This window comes from Pedococcus bigeumensis (assembly GCF_006438965.1).
Lineage (GTDB): Bacteria > Actinomycetota > Actinomycetes > Actinomycetales > Dermatophilaceae > Pedococcus > Pedococcus bigeumensis_A.
Genome location: NZ_RCZM01000008.1, coordinates 42,987 through 61,002 on the forward strand (window position 1 = coordinate 42,987; position 18,016 = coordinate 61,002).

Below are 18,016 nucleotides of genomic sequence, written 5' to 3' on the forward strand. Positions count from 1 at the left end.
TTTGGGCCCGCACCGGCACGGTACTTCCTCGACAACCGCACCGCTCGAACCCTGAAGGACGCCTCCCCCTTGTCGGTGGCGTCCGCTTGCATTGCAGCAGGGTCGAGCCGAGCACCACCTGCGAACTGCTAGGAGCAGTCGATGAACGCACACGATTCGGTCGACACGAACGGCCAAGGCACAGACCCCACCCGAGGTCTGGCACAGCGCACCGCGACCACCATCACGCAGCTGTGGGCCCAGGACGGGCCGCCGCTGGCCGGTCCCGTGCGGATGTGGGAGCCGGAGCGCGTGCTCGCCACCTGCGCGCAGGTGCACCAGTCCTGGCCGGGACGCCCGCGTGGCCGGTTCGCGACCGCATCGGTGCAGCGGCTGCTGGGCGCCGTCATCGGGTACGGACGCATCCTGCACCCCCCACTGGGCTGGATCCTCGTTTCGGGCGGTAACACCACCGAGTCCGGGTCGGCCCCAGCTCTGGTGTGGAAGAACGACGCGACCAGCACCCTGGTGGTCGACGTGCTGCGCGCCCCGGTGCAGTGCGCCTCCCTGCTCGACGACGCGGCGCGGCATGCGCTGAACACGTGGACGTCAACGCAGCACGTTGCAGCCACCCGTGTCGTGGACCTGCACGCACCCCGGCGCACCCTGGTGCTGACGAACGACAGCGTTGACCCCAGCTTTGAGGCGCGCCCCGAGACGCTGTGGACCGCCCTCGAGCCCGCCGCAGCATCGGTCGCTGGCTCGCTTGCGACCGTCCTGGTGGTGGCCTGATGCTTCCGCTGAGCCAGCGCACCGCTGCCGTCTCCATGCTCACCGCCCAAGCGCGCCCCGACGGGTCGGTACCCAGGACCGCCGTTCACCAGGTCGCCGCCGCCTTCGGCATCTCACCGCGCCAGACGCAGCGCTACTGGTCCGCGCACCGAGCCAGTCTGACCGGAACCGGCACCGCGGGGCTCGACGACGTGCTCGACGAGGTCACCACCTTGGCCGGTGACCCGCAGCTGGCGGTGAACCGGTGGTGGTATCACCCGGAGGTGCTGTCCGCCCTTGCGGCCAACAGCACCCTGAAGGACGCCTGGCAGCAGCTGCAGTCGCACGCCGATATCGACGTTCCCGGGTACCCCGCCTTCACGCGGACCATGAAGAAGAAGACCGACTCGGCCCTGTACGCCACGGTGGCCCGCCGCGGTGGCCGTGAAGGTTTCATCAACAACAGCCTGTTCCTGACGTACACCGCGCCGCACCGCAACGCCGTCTGGCAGGCCGACGCGCAGGAGATTCCGGTGGACGTCACCACCGAGACCGGCGTGGGTCGGGTCAAGCCGTGGCAGACGACGTTCATCGACGACGCCACCCGCGTGGTCGTCGCCACAGTCATCACCGCAACTCAGCCTCGCGCCGATGACGTCGTCGCCGCGATTGCAGCCGGCGTCCGGGGCCAGCAGCTGCCCGACGGCACGCGCATCGGCGGCCTGCCCGAGACCATCCGGTGGGACAACGGCAAGGAGTTCCTCAACGAGGCTGTCACGACCGCGTGCGCTCGTCTGGGCATCAGCCCACAGGCGTGCACCCCGTACACCCCGTGGCAGAAGGGCAAGATTGAGCGCTGGCACCTCAGCAGCCAGGCCGAGTGCTACGACCGTCTGCCAGGCGCCACCCACGGTCCCAAGACGTTCACCGGGCGGCAGCCGTGGCGCAACACCCTGGGACAGGTGCTGACGCTTCAGACCCTCACGATGCACGCCCTCGCCTGGGTGCAGCAGTACAACAACGACCGGGTCCACGAGGCCCTTGGGTGCACCCCTGCCGCGAAGTGGGCGCAGGACACGACGCCCCTGGTCTTCGTTGACCCGGCAGTCCTGCACCAGTTCTCCCTCGCGGCGCCCCGCCCCCGCACCGTCAACCGCGACGGCATCAGCGTCGGCAACATCAAGTACCTCGCCTCCGAGCTCGGCTCCATCGTGCGTCGCAAGGTCGAGGTGCGGGTCCTACCCCACGACACCTCCGTCATCGCCGTGTTCTACGAGGGCAAGTACCTGTGCGAGGCGTACCCCGCCGCTGGGCTCGACGCCGACGAGCGTCGCCGCATCCTGGCCGGGCGCCGCGAGACGTACGCGACTGCCCGCGCCCACATCAACGACGCGGCCCGCTCCCGCACCCAGCGAGCCCGGACCGCAGCCACCGACGCCGCAGTCGACGCCGAACTGGCAGGCAGGCGCAAGCCGGTGCGGGAGGCGAACGACTGGGACATCGCCCCCGACGACGACGCCCTGCTGGCTCTGGACGACGCCCAGGAAGGACTCGGCCAGTGAGCACTCTGAGCAGTTCGGCCGGCCTGGTGCTGGCGTCGGTGCCGACCAAGGCGTTCCGCAAAGCCCAGCTCGGGCTCGCAGCAACAGTGCGCAGCAACGACATCGCCGCCGTCTACGGCCCTCCCGGCAGCGGCAAGACCCACGCGGTCCGGCACTTCATCAGCCACGACCCGGTGATGACTGGTCGGCGAAGCCACTGGCTGCAGATGTCCTACCGGCCGACCCCCAAGGAGCTCGCGTACCGGCTCACCGCCGAGATGGGCGCCAACCCACGCGGGCGCACTCAGTACGAACTGGTCGACCTCATCGTCGAACAGCTCAAGGGCAGCAACGACGTGCTGGTCATCGACGAAGCCCACCACCTGCCCGGCGCCGGGCTTCAGCAGCTGCGGTACCTGCACGACCGCGGCAACTCCAGCTGGGCGCTGCTCCTGGTGGGCTCCGACATTGGCAAGGCGCTCAAGAGCGCCGGGGAGCTGCGCAGCCGCGTCAGTGCGGCGATGTCGTTCGGCCCGCTGACCGACGAAGACCTCGTCGTGGCGCTGCGGCGCTTGCACCCCGCCCTGGACGCCCTCAGCAACGACACCCTGCGCGACATCGACGACAAGTTCCCGCGCGGCAACTTCCGCGACTGGGTCCACTTCACCCAGCACGCCACACGACTGGCCGCCGGCGGCCCCATCACGCCACAGGTCATCGCCGCCACCCTGTCCCTCTGCCTTGGACCCACCCGATGAACACCACAACCACAACGTCCTCATCGGCGGTCGGGACCCGCGAAGCGTTGCTCGCTCAGAGCGGAGGACTCGTTGCAGTCCACGACTTCGACGGCGTGCTGGCCCGGCTGTCCCTGCCCGCCCTCAACGACCCAGAGGCCGGGCTGGCCGCGTTCCAAGTCCGTCCCGGGACCCGACGGGCCGCGTGGCTGCCCGCTGACCTTCACACCGCGCTCGGTGCCGACCAAGGACTGACCGGTTGGGGTCGGGCCGGCGAAGGCGACTGGACCCAGGTCACCGTCGCTGCCCTCGCCCAGCGCATCGGACACATTCTGGTCCTGGATGCGTGGCTGCTGACCCCAGCGCTCCTGGGTGAGCTGCTGACCAACGTGCAAGCCACCGGTGCCGCCGTCTGGCTCGTAGGCCGCGGCGCCCTCAGCGACGACCAACGCGACGTCCTCACCGACTGGGTCACCGACCTCACCGACCCCCACACGTTCCTGAACGCCTGGGCCGACCGACCCGGCCTCGTCACCGAACCCGGCACTCCTGCCCGCCCGGCCTCCCTGTCGGTCACAGCGACCGCCAACGTCGCCGCCGACCCTTGGCCGCACCAGGTCCCAGACGCGGACTTCACCACGTTCCGCGCCACCTGCCGCGACCTGCTCACCCCCGAGCAGTTCAGTGCCGTCGACGACCACCTCCGCGCCACCGCTGTCGCAGCCCGTGACTGGTTCGCCACCCACCTCGCCCGGGACACGCACACCGACGCAGAGTCGGTGGCCCGACACCTGCACCAGGTCTGGCAGGACTCCCCCACCGTGCCGCACTTCCTCACCTCCATCCGCGCCTACCAGGTGGCTGCGTTCTCACTGGGGTGGGTCCTCCAGGTCAACAACGCCCAGCTCCTTGGGACCGCCAACGTCAGCCCTCGCCGCGCGGCACGAACGCCCGCACTGTGGGCTCGCCTCGGCGGCTACGCGAGCCCACACCGAGGAGCCATCTGTGCGCTGGCCGGTGCCGGCATCGACGTCGCCGACCAGGGCAACGTCCTGCTCGAGTCCGTCATCGACGCCGGACGAATCGTCATCCTGCCCACCGGGCGGCGCGTCCACATCGAGGACGGCGCCCACCGCTACGTCCACGCGCAGAAGCTGGCCCGGCTCATGAACGGCGCCGCCAACGACGAACCCCTCATCGCTGACGCGGACGGTCGGCCCCTGGTCCAACGCGCCATCGCCACAGTCCTGAACACCGCCCGCCTCGAGCTCGGGCTCAACCTCACCGGCCTGCGCTCGGAACGCCGCTCCCCCACCGGCGACCGCTGGTACACCCGGTGGGGCATCAGCATCCAGGAACTGACATGACCACCCACCAGCCACCACGCCTGTCCCGAGACCGCATCCGCCACCGGCGCCTCGAGCTCGGACTGTCCGAACGAGACGTCGCCGCGCACTGCGGCGTCAGCACCGCCGTCATCCGCAGCATCGAAGCAGGCCGCGTCGACGCCGACCTCACCCTCGGCCAGCTCGCCAAGGTCGGTGCCGTCCTCGGCCTCGACCTGCCCGAGCTCCTGAACACCCACGCCATTCCCCAGCCCGAACAGGAGTGCCCGGCCCCGGCCGGTGCTGACGACGACGTCGCCAAGGTCGGCTCGTTGCTGGCCGACGTCCGAGTCCTGGTCCCTGTCGAAGGGCTCGCCGACGCCCTCAACTGGGACCTCACCCGCACCCACGCCGCCCTCGACCGCCTCGACGCAGCCCTGCGTCCCGCCGGGCTGCGTCTTCACCAGCTACACCACGACGTGCGCATCGCCCGCACCGTCACCACCGTGGACCCGCAGACGCTCGAGGACATGTGGCGCATCCACCTCTCACGCCGCAGCCTGACCATCGCCCAGGTCCGGCTGCTCAAACAGATCCGAGACGGCGTCGTCCCGCTCGCCAGCAACAAGGACACGCAGAAGGTGCGGCTACCCGAACTCCGCAACGCCGGCCTCATCGCAGCGGCAGCGGCCGAGTCCGGTTCCACCGCCAAATGGGACCTGACCGACGACGTGCGGTTCAGCCTGCTGCTCGACGAACTGCCAACCACCGCGGACGTCCACGCCCCACCCAAGCCTGTACCCGCCCACCGAAGAGCCGCCGGGAGACCTCGATGAGACGCAACCCTGACCGCACGCGCCGGCTCGTCACCGTGACCCGTACACCGGGGCATCCGCGCCTCACGCTGCGCGGCATCGCCGGTCTGCTCGTCATCGTCCCGTGGCTCATCGGCATCTGGACCATCGCGGTCTGGTTGTGGGACCTCTTCGGCTGACGTTGCGTTCCTGTCCAAACAGGATTGGCTGTCGCATTCGCGAGCACGTGAGAGCGCCGTTCTGCCACACTCGCACGGGTGACGCCCGAGAATTCGGGGTTCGAGCCCCCAGGCGCGGGCTTGCCCTCCTTCGTTGAGACCCCGACTTCACGCGAGGTTCGGGATGCGTTGGCGCGCAAGCAGGCTCGCGTGTGGCTCACCGGAGTGGCATGGTCCGGCAAGAGTGCCGTCGTGCGTGCCCTGAGTGCTCGTGATTCATCGACGGTGTTCATACCTGCTCGCGACTTCGCGTCCGTGCAGGACGTCGTGCCGTCATTGCGCTCGGCCAGCCGAGGTGCCCGCAACCTGATCGTGGATGGCCTCGACGAACTCGGCTCCGGTGTAGATCGTGAGCTTGTTGCATCCATGGATCGGGCCGCAGGGTCGGCCAGCCTCCTCGTCACCAGCAGATGGGCAGAGAGCGACTTGCCCCCCAATTGGCGCCTGATAGTCATGGAGCCATGGGGTAACGAGACGATCCAACGCGCCGTCATGATGCGACTGCAGGAGCTCGACGCAGCGGTGGATGTCGACGCCCTGTACAGCTTGCTCGAACGACTTGGCGCACGTCGCCCTGTACAGGTGGTTGGGGCGGCGGAGGCGTTCATTCGCGGAGGTCTGGCTGCCGCCGAGCGCTGGCTCAGCGGCGGGGAACCCGGCGAGCCGGAGTTGATGCTTGTCGAAGGCGCAGCCGGGCGGGTGGCCGTGGCGAGGGCCGTCCGCATGCCAGAGTCGCTTCTGCTCACCCCGACATCGGAGCGGCTTCGCGCCGCGCCACTCGTCACCCTCGGTCGAGCCTCACGAGACTGGTCGGGCGAGATAGCCGAGTTGGAGGACCTCATCAACGACGCGGCCGTAAAAGAGCAGGACCTTCAGCGGTTTTTCGAACGCAATCCCAACTTCTTGACGGGCATCGAGTATGACCGCGTCGTGCCTCACCCCGTGTTGGCGCGTGACGGCGATGGACCCCTCATTCCGGACTTCATGCTCGATGTGACTGGGGCTCATGCCGACGTACTCGACTTGAAACTACCTACGGCGCCGCTCGTGACGGGGGCGAAGGACCGGCGCCACTTCGGCCGGGCCGTGCGGGATGCCCTCGCACAGGTTCGGGAGTACGGGGCGTACTTCGATATCCCCGCCAATCGTGAGAGTGTCCAACAACGGTACGGCCTGCTGGCGTACCGGCCCCAACTGACCGTCGTCATCGGACGCACCCCTGCGCTTGACGACCCGCTCCAGCTGCGCCGGCTTTGGGACGACAGGCCCCCCGGGTCGAAGGTCATTACCTATGACGACCTATTGCAGAATGTTAAGCGGCTTGAGCAGGCAAGGCGACGGTGACCATAGCCTCCCCGTCGCGTCCGAGCGAGCGGGTCAGACACTGAGTCCTCCGGGCGACTGACCCCCCAGGTTGGGCACGCCGCGAATCGGCGAAGGGGCCGGCAACGCAAGAAGAACGCCGCGCCGGGCGAGCTTGAACCGCAGCAGGGGGGCGGGGAACACCCATCGACGCCACCCGAACCGGTATCGCAGCGCGGCACACCACAGGTCTACGAAGCGCTGAACGTCGACGTGCGGCATCGGCTGTCCGTCGGAGAGCACCATGCCAGCCCCGGTCGTCGCTGGCGCCCGCCGCCATGCGGCCTGAGTCGCCTCGGCGACCTGAGGACGCAGCTGCGCGGTGATGGCTGAGTAGACCTCGCTCATCACAACGGACTCCCCGACCACCCAGGCACGCCTGCATTCCAGCGCTTCCTGTGCGTCGTGGGCGCGGCCCACCAGCTCGGCACCGACGTTGGGTTCGTTGGACGTGCGGCGGGCGACGCGGTACGGGAACTCGCCCCAGGCCACGAGGACCGCAGTGCTGTCCGCGTACCCGTCGCGTACTCGCTCATCGCGTTTGGCTCCACGTTCGAACAGCTTGGTGACCAGGACGGTCACCACGCCGCTGGTCAGGATGGCGGTGAGGATGACCCAACCGGCACCCTTGCCGTCGTCACCGATGATGGCTCGGAGGACGTCGTTCATCGTGACCACTTCTTGAGGGCGTCGCGCATGGCCTGGTTGGCGACCGGCCACACCACACCGTTCTGCGGGTTGCCGTGCGGGAGCTCTTCCCCGGGCCACTGCCCCTCACGGCGGAACGCCTCCTCGGACAGCACATGCAGGCGCACCCTCGTCAGCAGGTCCTCCAGCCCGTCGTCCCACAGCCAGAGCAGGGCGGGGTCGTCGCCGGGGTACTGCAGGCACAGCATCCGCGGGTCGAAGTCGTTGCGGTGACGCCAGGTCCGCCCGCGCCCGCTGACCGGGTACACCATCACCTTGCGCTCGCGCGTCACGACCACGCGAACCCGTTCCGCCGGGTACCCCTCCGCGGCGGCTTCGGGCAGGGGAAGGAGGTCCAGCTCGAGCTTGACCGCGAGCCCGTTGCTGAGTGGGCGACCCACGACGTTCGCCGCCCCCCACACCACGGCGCCGGAGGCGACGTCCTTGGCAACGCGGGCAGGGTCAGCCAGCAGGTCATCCATCGACGGTGCCGAGGCTTCGACCTTCGAGCGCGTGGAGGCCAGCGAGGTGGTGGGCAGGGTGCTGACCTCGTCGACGGCGACCGCGCGCCAGGGGCGGGCCGGGCGCGCGTTCCCGGCGGCCGTGGTCAGCAGGCCGTCCGCGGTCACGGCCCCACCGACCTGACCGATGGTCTTCAGACGCTCCGCGAAGCTGACGTCAGTCTGGGGGAACAGGTCACCGAAGACGTCGCGCCAGGCGTGCACGGCCGCGACCGGGTCGCCTGCGTTCTCCAAGCGCACCGCTTCGACGGCCTTGTGCCGGTTCTCTGCGAAGAACCGGAGGACCTGTGCGCGTTCGGCACCGGACCACTTGCCGGTCAGGTCGTCCTGCGCGAGCCCGGCGTACCACCCCGACAGCTTGTCCACGGCGACGGTGAAGATGGCGACCATGGCCTGCTGCGGCGCCATCTTCTTGGTGACCGCCTCGTAGGCAATGGACTCCACCAGCAGTCCGCAGACCAGCCCTTTGACCTCCGCGTCCCGGTCGAGGGAGTGCTTCGCCTGCCGGACCTGGTTGACCCAGACCCCACCGCAGTCCTGGTTGCGTGCGGCGACCTTGTCGCGCAGCAGCCGTACGTCGGACAGCTTGGTCCACTGGTCCTTCTCGCGGTCCGCGATGTAGAGCCAGCCGTCGTCGGGGCTCTCGGTCTCGAACGCCGGCACCAGGTCGACCGTGAAGTCCAGCCCGGGGATGGTCAGCTGGAGGGCGTGCGCGTGTTCCTCGTCCACGTCGAAGGCGACCCCGGGCAGGATGTTCGCAGCGACGATGGCCTTACGGAACTCGTCCATGGCCCACTGGGACATGCCGGGCTCGGTGCGGTGCTCCGCCAGGCGGTCCGGCAGGACCACGACCATGTCGACGTCCTTGAGCGGCGGGCGCATGGTCTTGCGGCCGAACGACCCCTGGAGCAGCCGGGACTGCAGCAGGCCCGCATCCCGCAGGCACTGCTCCAGGTCGGCGGCAACGTCGCGCGCCTGCTGGGTAACTGCCGGGTCAAGCTTCAACTTCTTGTCGAACGCCTTGAAGGCGTCAAAAACCTTGTCAGTCATCAGAATTCTCCTGTCGAAAGTGACTCGTTTAACACGTCGATATCTGGACGCGAACGACAGGAACGTGGTCTGATGTACTTGGAAATTTGCAGACTTCGTTCTGCCGACGATGCGCCCGGTTCCAGCCGGGCGCATCGTGCTTTTCGCCTACTGCCTTTTCTATTCAGTTGTCGAACGTCCACCGCCCCGGACCCCCATCAGGGGGCCCGGGGCGACGGCTTTGTCGGTGTTATCGCTCCGAGAAGCGATAACGATAAAAACTGTCACTCACGCAACTACGTGACACTCCGCGCAACTCGTGCGTGACATTTCCGCGCAACTCGTCATCAGCTGCAGCCGCTGGTGCTTCCGCAGCCTTCGCAGACGTAGCAGGAGCCGGCGGGGCGCATCTTGGTCCCGCAGGTCAGGCACATCGGCGCGTCGGCGGAGATGCCCTGGAACTTCTCCAGGAGCTCGGCGGACGAGTGGACCTCGCCCGACACCTCACGAGCTGAGGCGGCACCAGCACCGGACTTCACCTTGTCGGCGTCGATTGCCTTGCCCTCGACCGTGGCCTCGGACTTCGCAGCTGCCGGCTTGGTGACCGGGGCGGACTGGCTGAAGTTCTCCAGCTCGTCCTCGAGCTCCTCGTCCGACTCGTCGGCCTCGGTGTCCTGGTAGGAACCGGTCTCGAGCTGGCGAGCCCGCTCGGATGCGGTGTGGATGCCCATGAACGAACGGGTGTCGAAGTCCATGTGGTCCAGCGCCAGGCGGCGGAACACGTAGTCCATGATCGACTGCGCCATCCGCACGTCGGGGTCGTCCGTCAAGCCAGCAGGCTCGAACCGCAGGTTGGTGAACTTCTCGACGAAGGTCTCCAGCGGCACGCCGTACTGCAGGCCGATCGACACGGCGATCGAGAACGCGTCCATCACGCCGGCCAGGGTCGAGCCCTGCTTGCCGAACTTGAGGAAGATCTCGCCCAGGTCGCCCGACTCGTAGGTGCCGGCGGTGAGGTAACCCTCCGCGCCACCCACAGCGAACGACGTGGTCTGCGAGGTCCGGCGCTTCGGCAGGCGCTTGCGCACCGGGCGGTACTCGACGACTCGCTCGATCTTGGCCTCGGCAGCAGCCGTGACCTTGTCAGCAGCAGCGTCCTTGGCGGTGGACCCACCATCGGACAGCGGCTGGCCGACCTTGCAGTTGTCGCGGTAGACCGCGATCGCCTTGAGGCCGAGCTTCCAGCCCTGCATGTGGACGTCCTCGATCTCCTCGACCGTGGCGTTCTCGGGCAGGTTGACCGTCTTGGAGATCGCGCCGGACAGGAACGGCTGGACCGCCGCCATCATCCGCACGTGGCCCATGGCCTCGATCGACCTTGCGCCCATGGCGGTGTCGAAGATCTCGTAGTGCTCGGTCTTGAGGCCGGGGGCGTCGATGACGTGACCCTTGTCGGCGATGTACTCGACGATCGCCTCGATGGTCTCGCCGGTGTAGCCCAGCTTCTTGAGCGCACGCGGGATGGTCAGGTTGACGATCTGCATCGACCCGCCACCGACGAGCTTCTTGAACTTCACCAGCGAGAAGTCGGGCTCGATGCCGGTGGTGTCGCAGTCCATCATGAAGCCGATGGTGCCGGTGGGCGCCAAGACGCTCGCCTGGGCGTTGCGGTAGCCGTTCTTCTCGCCGACCTTGACCACGTCGTCCCACGCCTTGGTGGCAGCGCGGTGGATGGCCGTGTCCATCGTGTCGAGCGGACGGATCGAGTCGTTGGCGCTCTGGTGCTTGCGCATCACGCGCTTGTGGGCGTCAGCGTTCCGGGCGTACCCGGCATACGGACCGACCACGGCGGCCATCTCGGCGGACCGCTTGTAGGCGGCACCGGTGAGCAGCGAGGTGATCGCGGCAGCGAGGCTGCGGCCACCCTCGGAGTCGTACCCGTGACCGGTCGCCATGAGCAGCGCGCCGAGGTTGGCGTAGCCGATGCCCAGTTGGCGGTAGTCACGCGTGGTGTCGCCGATCGCCTCGGTCGGGAAGTCCGCGAAGCAGATCGAGATGTCCATCGCCGTGATGACCAGCTCGGCGACCTGCTGGAACTTCTTGGCGTCGAACGTGTCGTCGTCGCGCAGGAACTTGAGCAGGTTGAGCGAGGCCAGGTTGCACGAGGAGTTGTCGAGCGACATGTACTCGGAGCACGGGTTGGACGCGGTGATCCGGCCGGTCTCGGGGTTGGTGTGCCAGTCGTTGATGACGTCGTCGTACTGGATGCCCGGGTCGGCGCACTCCCACGAGGCCTCCGCGATCTTGCGGAACAGCTCGCGGGCGTCGACCGTCTCGATGACCTCACCGGTGCCGCGGGCGCGCAGCCCGAACTCGGTGCCGTCCTCGACCGCCTTCATGAACTCGTCGCTGACGCGGACCGAGTTGTTGGCGTTCTGGTACTGGACACTCACGATGTCCTTGCCGCCGAGGTCCATGTCGAAGCCGGCGTCACGCAGCGCGCGGATCTTGTCCTCCTCGCGCGCCTTGGTCTGGACGAACTCCATGATGTCGGGGTGGTCGACGTCGAGCACGACCATCTTGGCCGCACGACGGGTCGCGCCACCGGACTTGATCGTCCCCGCGGACGCGTCGGCGCCACGCATGAAGGAGACCGGGCCGGAAGCCGTGCCACCGGAGGACAGCAGCTCCTTGGAGGAACGGATCCGCGACAGGTTGAGGCCGGCGCCGGAGCCGCCCTTGAAGATGAAGCCCTCTTCCTTGTACCAGTTGAGGATCGAGTCCATCGAGTCGTCAACGGCGAGGATGAAGCAGGCGGAGACCTGCTGCGGGCTGGCGGTGCCGACGTTGAACCACACCGGGGAGTTGAAGCTGAACACCTGGTGCAGCAGGGCGTAGGTCAGCTCGTGCTCGAAGATCTCGGCGTCCTCGGCGTTCGAGAAGTAGCCGTGGTCCTTGCCCGCCTTGACGTAGGTCAGCACGACGCGGTCGATGAGCTGCTTGAGCCCGGTCTCACGCTTGTCGGTGCCGAGCGCGCCGCGGAAGTACTTGGTCGTCACGATCGTGGAGGCGTTGACCGACCAGAAGTCGGGGAACTCGACCCCGCGCTGCTCGAAGATCGTCTCGCCGGTCTTCCAGTTCTGCTGGACGACGTCGCGCTTCTCCCACGTCACCTCGTCGTACGGGTGCACACCAGGGGTGGTGTAGATCCGCTCAACCTTCACGCCTTTGCCAGCGCTCTTGCGAGCACCTGCCCTAGCGCCTGCGGTTTCAGTCATTCTCGTGGCCTCCCTAGCCCCTGGTACTTCTTAGTTTGATTGTCTCGTGCGGCACTGACAGTGCCGCGCTGCTCTGGTGGTGCGGTGCTTCGGTGGTGCGTTGCCGCTGGTGGTGCGGTGCTGCTCGACGTGCTGGGCATGCGGTGCCCAGTCCGTCGTGCCCGTGGTCCGGGCGGGAAGGCGGGTATGCCGCGGGCTCAGCCCGGCGGCATACCCGCCTGGGTCTGTGGTCGTGCTCGCGGCTCCGGCTCGGTGCCGGTGGCGTCGCGCCCTGCGCGGAGCAGGGTGATCGCACCCTCGAAGTCCTCGAGGCTGTCGAACGCCTGGTACACACTGGCGAAGCGCAGGTAGGCGACCTCGTCGAGCTCGCGCAACGGTCCGAGGATCGCCAGGCCCACCTCGTGGGCCTCGACCTCGGCCTGCCCCTGCTGGCGGATGCACTCCTCGACCCGCTGGGCCAGGATCGCGAGGTCGTCCTCGGTGACGGGACGCCCCTGGCAGGCCTTGCGGACGCCGACCAGGACCTTGCTGCGGCTGAACGGCTCGTTGGCGCCGGAGCGCTTGGTGACCGTCAGGCTCGCCGTCTCGATGGTGGTGAAGCGACGACCGCACTCGGGGCACTGGCGACGCCGACGGATGGAGCTGCCGTCATCGGTGGTGCGCGAGTCCATCACGCGGGAGTCGGTGTGACGGCAGAACGGGCAGTGCATGTCGATCTCCTTCCGGTGGTGGGGGTCGTCTGGCGGCAAATCTGGGGACAAGACTGTGGACGTACTGGGGACAACGTGTGGACAACCCGCCCTGGCCTGTGCACTACATGTGGACGAACTACAGCGGTGTAACCACTAGATGTAGGGATAGTGTGCCCCCCTGTGACCTAGGACGCAAGCCGTTCCCGGAAACTTGTCTCGAAGTGTGCATCGCCGCAGGTCAGCGGCCTGCGGCGGCGCGGCGCGACACGCCGCGACCACCCTTAAATTGGTGCTGGTGTGACTGGTGTGACGTCAGAGGCGCCCAGATGTGGGGTCGGCCGTCGCCCAGCGCCCCTACATGTGGTGGGTGCGCTTCCCACGCCCGCTCGTAGGCCCTCTCGGGCCGTTTCGGGCCGTTTCGGGCCGTGCGGGCCCCGGGGACTCAGGCCATCGAGAGCAGGAACGCGGCGCTGAACCCCACCACCGTGAGCAGGCCCACGAGCCGTCCGGCGTGCTCCACGGCCTCGGGCAGCATCGTGTCGGCGAGCATCGTGAGGATCGCCCCGGCTGCAAACGCCTGGATCGTCGCCACGACGGCCGGGTCGGCTCCGTCGAGCAGGACCCCGCCGAGCGCCGCTGCGACGGTGGAGGCTGCTGTGACCGCCAGCCACATGCCCATGATGAAGCGCGTGCTGTGCCCTGCCGACTTCATCCCGGCCGAGGACGACAGGCCTTCGGGGATGTTGGACAGGAACACTGCGGCGACGACCGCGACGCCCACGCCTCCCCCGCCGATCGTGCTCACGCCGATCGCCGCAGACTCCGGTATGCCGTCGAGCAGGGCACCGAGCGCGAGCGCGGTCCCAGCCGCGCCGGCCTGGGGGCCGTTGGGACTCTTGCGACGGTGGCCACCGCGGCTGTCGATCCACCAGTCGCCGAGGAAGAACACGACCGACCCGGCAAGCAGGCCCAGGACCGTCGAGACTCCCCCGGCCTTGTCGTAGGCCTTTCCCGCCAGCTCGAAGGTCAGCGCACTGACGAGCACCCCTGAGCCGATCGCCATGACCCAGCCGATGACGCGCTTGGAGGCAGGCAGCCAGATGCCTGCTGCCGCCCCGATGAGTAGCGCGAATCCCCCGACGAACCCCCAGAACCCTGCTTCGAGCACCCGCGTCTCCTGTCCTTCGGCGATCCACGACCACGCTGACCTGCGCCGATGCGGCAGCAGGACCTTGGACACTACTCGCGCAGTCCGCGGCCGAGCACGCTCAAGGGACCACTTGGAGAGGACCACCATGAACACCTGTCGACTCGGCAGCACGGTTGCCGTCATCACGGACGGGGCTTCCGGAACCGCCCCCGCCAGCGCCCAAGCGCTCGCGCGCTCCGGTGCCGCCCTCTCGTGCTGGACCTGGACGGGAGCGCTGACTACGCGGTGCTGTGTGGAGGCTCATGAGGGCCGCTGCGCAGGGATCTCGCGCCACTGCCGGGTGGTTGAGTGGGTGGATGAGCGAGGAGGTCTGGGAGACGCACCCGGTGACGCCGGACCGGTTCGAGGACTTCGCCGACGTCATCAACAGGAACCGTCGGCCCACCCACTGCTGGTGCCTGTCGCACCGCCTCCAGGCCAAGGAGATCACTGAGCTCGGCGGACCCGGCAAGGACGCACGGGAGCGGGCGATGCGCAACCTCTGCGAACGAGAGCATCCGCCCGGGGTGGTCACCTACCTCGACGGCGAGCCGGTCGGCTGGTGCAACATCGGCCCCCGTGCGGAGATCACCCGGCTAGCGCGGTCCAAGCTCATCCGGCCCACCGACGACCTGCCGGTGTGGAGCATCGTGTGCGTCGTGGTGCGTTCCGGATTCCGCAGGCGCGGCGTGACAGGACGCCTCATCGAGGGCGCGGTGGCGTATGCCGCGTCGCACGGCGCGCCGGCCGTCGAGGCCCACCCGGTCGACCCGGGCGACCCGGGCGGATGGACCTGACGATGGCCTTCGTGGGGACCCGCAGCATGTTCGAGAAGGCCGGTTTCGCGGTCGTCGGGACGACCGATGCGGTCGCCAGCAAGCTGCCGCGACTGGTGATGCGACGGTCCTTGGCCTGAACCTGTGCCGCTGGCAGTCGGAGGCGATCTTATGCAAACGGACGATCCCGAGGCCAGACGACGCTAGGACGCTTGGAACACAGGCCCGGCATCGAGGGGATTCGGCATGGCCGCAAAGGATGGCGAGAGTGGCGGCACCCTGATGACGGTGGTCAAGGCAGTCACCGCCATCGCGGTCATGATCACGGCCGTGTTCGGGGTGTTCAAGCTCTTCGTCAGTGACGAGGGGCCGGTGAGTCACCCGGCCAGCAGCTCCAGTTCCACCATCGCGACGCCACACGTCGACATCGGCCCGGCCTCGCTCTTCCTCAACCGCGACAGCGGGCCCGGGGGCACCACGGTGAAGGTGAGTGGCGAGGGGTTCGGGCCGGGTGAGCGGGTGACCTTCCGGTTCCACGTCGATCAGGTGGGCACGACCAAGGCCAACGCGGAGGGGAAGTTCTCCAACGTGTCGTTGACCATTCCGTCGACCCTCTCGGCGTTCGCGCCCCAGCAGTTCAACCTCTCGGCCACTGGCAGTGCGAGCCTCAAGAACGCCCTTGCTCCTTTCCAGCTCACCGGCTGACGCCGGCGACGGCTGCCGGCACCGTCGACGCCCGCAAGCCGAAGGCCCTCGTCTACGAGCGAAACGCCACGGGAACTACTGCTTCACGGCGTAGTCGATGAAGGTCGCGTGCTCGCTCTGCCGGACGCCCAGGTGGGTCAGCTCGATGTCCTGCTCGAACCCCTCGAACAACCGCTTGCCTCCGCCCAGGATCAGCGGGGCCACGACGATGCTGAGCTCGTCGACCAGCCCGGCGGCGAGCGCCTGGCGGATGATGTCGGCACCACCGCTGATCGCCACGTCCTTGTCGCCCGCAGCTGCCTTGGCCCTGTCGATGGCCTCCACCACGCCGTCCACGAACACGAAGGCGTCCCCTTCGGGCTGCTCCTCCGGCCGGTGCGTGACGATGAAGGTCGGGACGCCCCACGGGTTCTGGTCACCCCAGTGCCCTGCCGCCTCGTACATCCACCGGCCGGCGACAGCAGCGCCCATCCTCGCGAAGGCGGCATCCATCCACTCCTTCTCGACGCCGCCCAGGTCGGACCCGGGCTGTGAGCCGGGCTCCGCGTCGTAGGCCCACGGACCGCCGAACACCCAGTAGTGCAGCCGTTCGCCGCCCTCTCCCAGCCCCTTGCCCGGACCGTCGTCAGGTCCGGTGATGTAGCCGTCCACCGACATCGTGATGCTCGCGCCCACCTTGCTCATCTCTGCCTCCTGGTCGTGGTGCTCCTGGTCATTGGACCTACCAGGCATATCGACCGGCGACGGGGCACGAACTCATCGGTCGCCCTCGCAGCGCGCCTTCAGACCAGCCGCCTCGGTGGCGAGGTAGCGGTCGGTCAGGCCGTGGTAGAACCGGGCCATCACCGACCCGACCAGCCCGCCCTGCTCGACCGCCAACCGCACCCGGCTCCCGCCACCCGGCAGCGATTCCACGGTGTGCCGCGCCGTGGTCGTGATCCCGGGTCCGGTCGCCACCCAGGTGAACGACTGACCCGGTTCGAGCTCGGTGACGACGTACTCGGTCTCGGGGATCTTGGGCTGGTTGATCTTTGCCCGCGATCCGGATCGCAGCGGCCCCTCGTCCAGGCGCCGTACCCAGGTCACCGTCTCGGTCCACTCCGACCACCGCTCGACGTCGGCCAGCACCTCCCAGACCCGCTCGGGTGGTGCCGCGATGTCGACGGTCGTGCTCTGTTTCATGCCGCCATGGTCGCGCACTTGTCGGCGGTCTTCGAGAGGATGCGGGCATGGCCGTCATGGACAGCACACGCGCGCTCGCCCAGAGGCTCGGCACGCAACGGCTGTCGTCCGCTCCCCTGGCGCGCGCCGCCGACGTCGTGCGACTGCTCACCTGCGTCCAGAGCCAGGAGCGCGACCACGCCTTCTTCTCGCTCGCCATGCGTTCCCGCAAGGACCGGTATGCCGCGGTGCAGCGTGAGTTCGACACCGGCGCCTTCGTGCGCACCCACATCCTGCGACCGACCTGGCACTTCGTGGCACCGGAGGACCTTCGCTGGATCCTCGACCTGACGTCCCCGCGCGTGCTGTCCAGCATGGCGGCGCGGCACCGGCAGCTCGGCCTCGACGACAACACTCGACTTGATGATGGCCTTGAGCTCTTGGCAAACCTGTTGCAGGACAAGCACTTCCTGACCCGGCCCGAGCTCGGGGAGGCGTTCGTCGAGAGAGGGTCGCCCATCAAGCCCGGCGAGCAGCTCGGCCACCTGCTCATCGTGGCGGAGATGCGCGGGTTGGTCTGCTCGGGCCCGATGAAGGGCGCGCACCACTCCTACGCCCTGGTCGACGAGGTGATCCCTCCGACTCCGGAACGCAGTCTCGACGAGGCGGTCGTCGAGCTGGTGCGGCGGTTCTTCACCGGCCACGGCCCGGCCAGCGTCAAGGACTTCACCCGCTGGGCCACCATGACGATGGCCGACACCAAGGCCGCCCTCGCCCAGCTCGGCGACGAGCTGGAGGAGGTGGAGGTCGACGGCATCCCGCACTGGTTCGACCCGACGCAGGTGCGCCGGCGCAGTCCGGTCGCGCCCGCGGCATACCTCTTCCCGACCTATGACGAGGCGGTGCTGACCTATCCGCGGGTGAACTTCCCCGCCCTGCCCGACCACCCCTACGCTGAACACACCGACCCGTTCTGGGCGAGCATCGTCCTGGACGGCACCAACGTCGGGCTGTGGAAGCGGACTGTGCGGCCCGACGTGGTCGAGGTCGAGGTGCGGCTGGCGCCGGCTGTCGCAGCGGAGGGGCGTGAGCAGGTGCGCGTTGCAGCCCAGCGGCTGGCCGGCTTCCTCGAGCGCGACCTGTCGCTCGTGGAGAACGAAGGCAGGCCGCACCTGTGGGGTGGCGCGCTCGGGCACCCGTCCAGGCGCCCCCGCCGGGCCGACCGCTGAG

At 68.4% G+C, this 18,016-nt stretch carries 17 protein-coding genes; 10 read left to right on the top strand and 7 right to left on the bottom strand.

Going from position 1 to position 18,016, the window contains the following annotated elements; genetic code table 11:
• Positions 1-141: 141 nt before the first annotated feature.
• The 7 genes from EAH86_RS19270 to EAH86_RS19295 all read left to right on the top strand — a co-directional run bounded on the left by EAH86_RS19270 (position 142) and on the right by EAH86_RS19295 (position 6,730).
• Complete coding sequence (locus tag EAH86_RS19270; RefSeq protein ID WP_140743807.1) at positions 142-771, top strand: hypothetical protein; 630 nt, start codon at positions 142-144, stop codon at positions 769-771.
• A complete protein-coding gene (locus EAH86_RS19275) occupies positions 771-2,312 on the top strand; it encodes a DDE-type integrase/transposase/recombinase (protein ID WP_140743809.1) in 1,542 nt (513 codons plus the stop codon). Before EAH86_RS19270 ends, EAH86_RS19275 begins: the two co-directional genes overlap by 1 nt.
• Positions 2,309-3,049 carry an ATP-binding protein gene (locus EAH86_RS19280; RefSeq protein WP_161988716.1) on the top strand — a complete coding sequence of 247 codons (741 nt, stop codon included), beginning with the start codon at positions 2,309-2,311 and terminating at the stop codon, positions 3,047-3,049. The genes EAH86_RS19275 and EAH86_RS19280 overlap by 4 nt, the downstream gene beginning before the upstream one ends.
• Positions 3,046-4,395 carry a hypothetical protein gene (locus EAH86_RS19285; RefSeq protein WP_140743813.1) on the top strand — a complete coding sequence of 450 codons (1,350 nt, stop codon included), beginning with the start codon at positions 3,046-3,048 and terminating at the stop codon, positions 4,393-4,395. The genes EAH86_RS19280 and EAH86_RS19285 overlap by 4 nt, the downstream gene beginning before the upstream one ends.
• A complete protein-coding gene (locus EAH86_RS19290) occupies positions 4,392-5,189 on the top strand; it encodes a helix-turn-helix domain-containing protein (RefSeq protein WP_140743815.1) in 798 nt (265 codons plus the stop codon). The genes EAH86_RS19285 and EAH86_RS19290 overlap by 4 nt, the downstream gene beginning before the upstream one ends.
• Positions 5,186-5,347 carry a hypothetical protein gene (locus tag EAH86_RS20350; RefSeq protein ID WP_161988717.1) on the top strand — a complete coding sequence of 54 codons (162 nt, stop codon included), beginning with the start codon at positions 5,186-5,188 and terminating at the stop codon, positions 5,345-5,347. Before EAH86_RS19290 ends, EAH86_RS20350 begins: the two co-directional genes overlap by 4 nt.
• Positions 5,348-5,425: 78 nt before the next feature.
• Positions 5,426-6,730: a Shedu anti-phage system protein SduA domain-containing protein gene (locus EAH86_RS19295; RefSeq protein WP_140743817.1), complete on the top strand. Its 1,305-nt coding sequence runs from the start codon at positions 5,426-5,428 to the stop codon at positions 6,728-6,730.
• A 33-nt stretch (positions 6,731-6,763) separates the two neighbouring features.
• Here EAH86_RS19295 and EAH86_RS19300 read toward each other — a convergent pair whose 3' ends face one another.
• The 5 genes from EAH86_RS19300 to EAH86_RS19320 form a co-directional block, all read right to left on the bottom strand.
• The gene (locus EAH86_RS19300) at positions 6,764-7,417 is read right to left on the bottom strand and encodes a hypothetical protein (protein ID WP_140743819.1); all 654 of its coding nucleotides are present in this window, start codon (positions 7,415-7,417) and stop codon (positions 6,764-6,766) included.
• Positions 7,414-9,006 carry a nucleotidyltransferase domain-containing protein gene (locus tag EAH86_RS19305; RefSeq protein WP_140743821.1) on the bottom strand — a complete coding sequence of 531 codons (1,593 nt, stop codon included), beginning with the start codon at positions 9,004-9,006 and terminating at the stop codon, positions 7,414-7,416. Before EAH86_RS19305 ends, EAH86_RS19300 begins: the two co-directional genes overlap by 4 nt.
• A 326-nt stretch (positions 9,007-9,332) precedes the next feature.
• A complete protein-coding gene (locus EAH86_RS19310) occupies positions 9,333-12,263 on the bottom strand; it encodes a vitamin B12-dependent ribonucleotide reductase (protein WP_140743823.1) in 2,931 nt (976 codons plus the stop codon).
• A gap of 197 nt (positions 12,264-12,460) precedes the next feature.
• A complete protein-coding gene (nrdR, locus tag EAH86_RS19315) occupies positions 12,461-12,973 on the bottom strand; it encodes a transcriptional regulator NrdR (RefSeq protein ID WP_140743825.1) in 513 nt (170 codons plus the stop codon).
• A 424-nt stretch (positions 12,974-13,397) separates the two neighbouring features.
• Positions 13,398-14,123: a ZIP family metal transporter gene (locus tag EAH86_RS19320; RefSeq protein ID WP_140743901.1), complete on the bottom strand. Its 726-nt coding sequence runs from the start codon at positions 14,121-14,123 to the stop codon at positions 13,398-13,400.
• Between the two features lie 338 nt (positions 14,124-14,461).
• Here EAH86_RS19320 and EAH86_RS19325 point away from each other — a divergent pair, with 338 nt between their 5' ends.
• Together EAH86_RS19325 and EAH86_RS19330 are read left to right on the top strand one after the other, a co-directional pair.
• The gene (locus EAH86_RS19325; RefSeq protein WP_338325264.1) at positions 14,462-14,941 is read left to right on the top strand and encodes a GNAT family N-acetyltransferase; all 480 of its coding nucleotides are present in this window, start codon (positions 14,462-14,464) and stop codon (positions 14,939-14,941) included.
• Between the two features lie 225 nt (positions 14,942-15,166).
• The gene (locus tag EAH86_RS19330) at positions 15,167-15,625 is read left to right on the top strand and encodes a hypothetical protein (RefSeq protein WP_140743827.1); all 459 of its coding nucleotides are present in this window, start codon (positions 15,167-15,169) and stop codon (positions 15,623-15,625) included.
• A 75-nt stretch (positions 15,626-15,700) separates the two neighbouring features.
• Here the strand turns inward: EAH86_RS19330 and EAH86_RS19335 are convergent, their stop codons facing one another.
• Complete coding sequence (locus tag EAH86_RS19335) at positions 15,701-16,309, bottom strand: dihydrofolate reductase family protein (protein WP_140743829.1); 609 nt, start codon at positions 16,307-16,309, stop codon at positions 15,701-15,703.
• Between the two features lie 72 nt (positions 16,310-16,381).
• Positions 16,382-16,807, bottom strand: coding sequence for an SRPBCC family protein (locus tag EAH86_RS19340; protein WP_140743831.1), 426 nt, complete (start codon positions 16,805-16,807; stop codon positions 16,382-16,384).
• A gap of 47 nt (positions 16,808-16,854) precedes the next feature.
• Between EAH86_RS19340 and EAH86_RS19345 the strand changes: the two genes are divergently transcribed.
• On the top strand, positions 16,855-18,015 hold the full coding sequence (locus EAH86_RS19345) for a winged helix DNA-binding domain-containing protein (protein WP_140743833.1): 1,161 nt from the start codon (positions 16,855-16,857) through the stop codon (positions 18,013-18,015).
• Position 18,016: the final 1 nt, after the last annotated feature.

Coding starts and splice junctions, on each gene's coding strand:
- EAH86_RS19270 (WP_140743807.1), top strand. CDS start 142: ATGAACGCACACGATTCGGTCGACACGAACGGCCAAGGCACAGACCCC.
- EAH86_RS19275 (WP_140743809.1), top strand. CDS start 771: ATGCTTCCGCTGAGCCAGCGCACCGCTGCCGTCTCCATGCTCACCGCC.
- EAH86_RS19285 (WP_140743813.1), top strand. CDS start 3,046: ATGAACACCACAACCACAACGTCCTCATCGGCGGTCGGGACCCGCGAA.
- EAH86_RS19290 (WP_140743815.1), top strand. CDS start 4,392: ATGACCACCCACCAGCCACCACGCCTGTCCCGAGACCGCATCCGCCAC.
- EAH86_RS20350 (WP_161988717.1), top strand. CDS start 5,186: ATGAGACGCAACCCTGACCGCACGCGCCGGCTCGTCACCGTGACCCGT.
- EAH86_RS19300 (WP_140743819.1), bottom strand. CDS start 7,417: ATGAACGACGTCCTCCGAGCCATCATCGGTGACGACGGCAAGGGTGCC.
- EAH86_RS19305 (WP_140743821.1), bottom strand. CDS start 9,006: ATGACTGACAAGGTTTTTGACGCCTTCAAGGCGTTCGACAAGAAGTTG.
- EAH86_RS19310 (WP_140743823.1), bottom strand. CDS start 12,263: ATGACTGAAACCGCAGGCGCTAGGGCAGGTGCTCGCAAGAGCGCTGGC.
- nrdR (WP_140743825.1), bottom strand. CDS start 12,973: ATGCACTGCCCGTTCTGCCGTCACACCGACTCCCGCGTGATGGACTCG.
- EAH86_RS19325 (WP_338325264.1), top strand. CDS start 14,462: ATGAGCGAGGAGGTCTGGGAGACGCACCCGGTGACGCCGGACCGGTTC.
- EAH86_RS19330 (WP_140743827.1), top strand. CDS start 15,167: ATGGCCGCAAAGGATGGCGAGAGTGGCGGCACCCTGATGACGGTGGTC.
- EAH86_RS19335 (WP_140743829.1), bottom strand. CDS start 16,309: ATGAGCAAGGTGGGCGCGAGCATCACGATGTCGGTGGACGGCTACATC.
- EAH86_RS19340 (WP_140743831.1), bottom strand. CDS start 16,807: ATGAAACAGAGCACGACCGTCGACATCGCGGCACCACCCGAGCGGGTC.
- EAH86_RS19345 (WP_140743833.1), top strand. CDS start 16,855: ATGGCCGTCATGGACAGCACACGCGCGCTCGCCCAGAGGCTCGGCACG.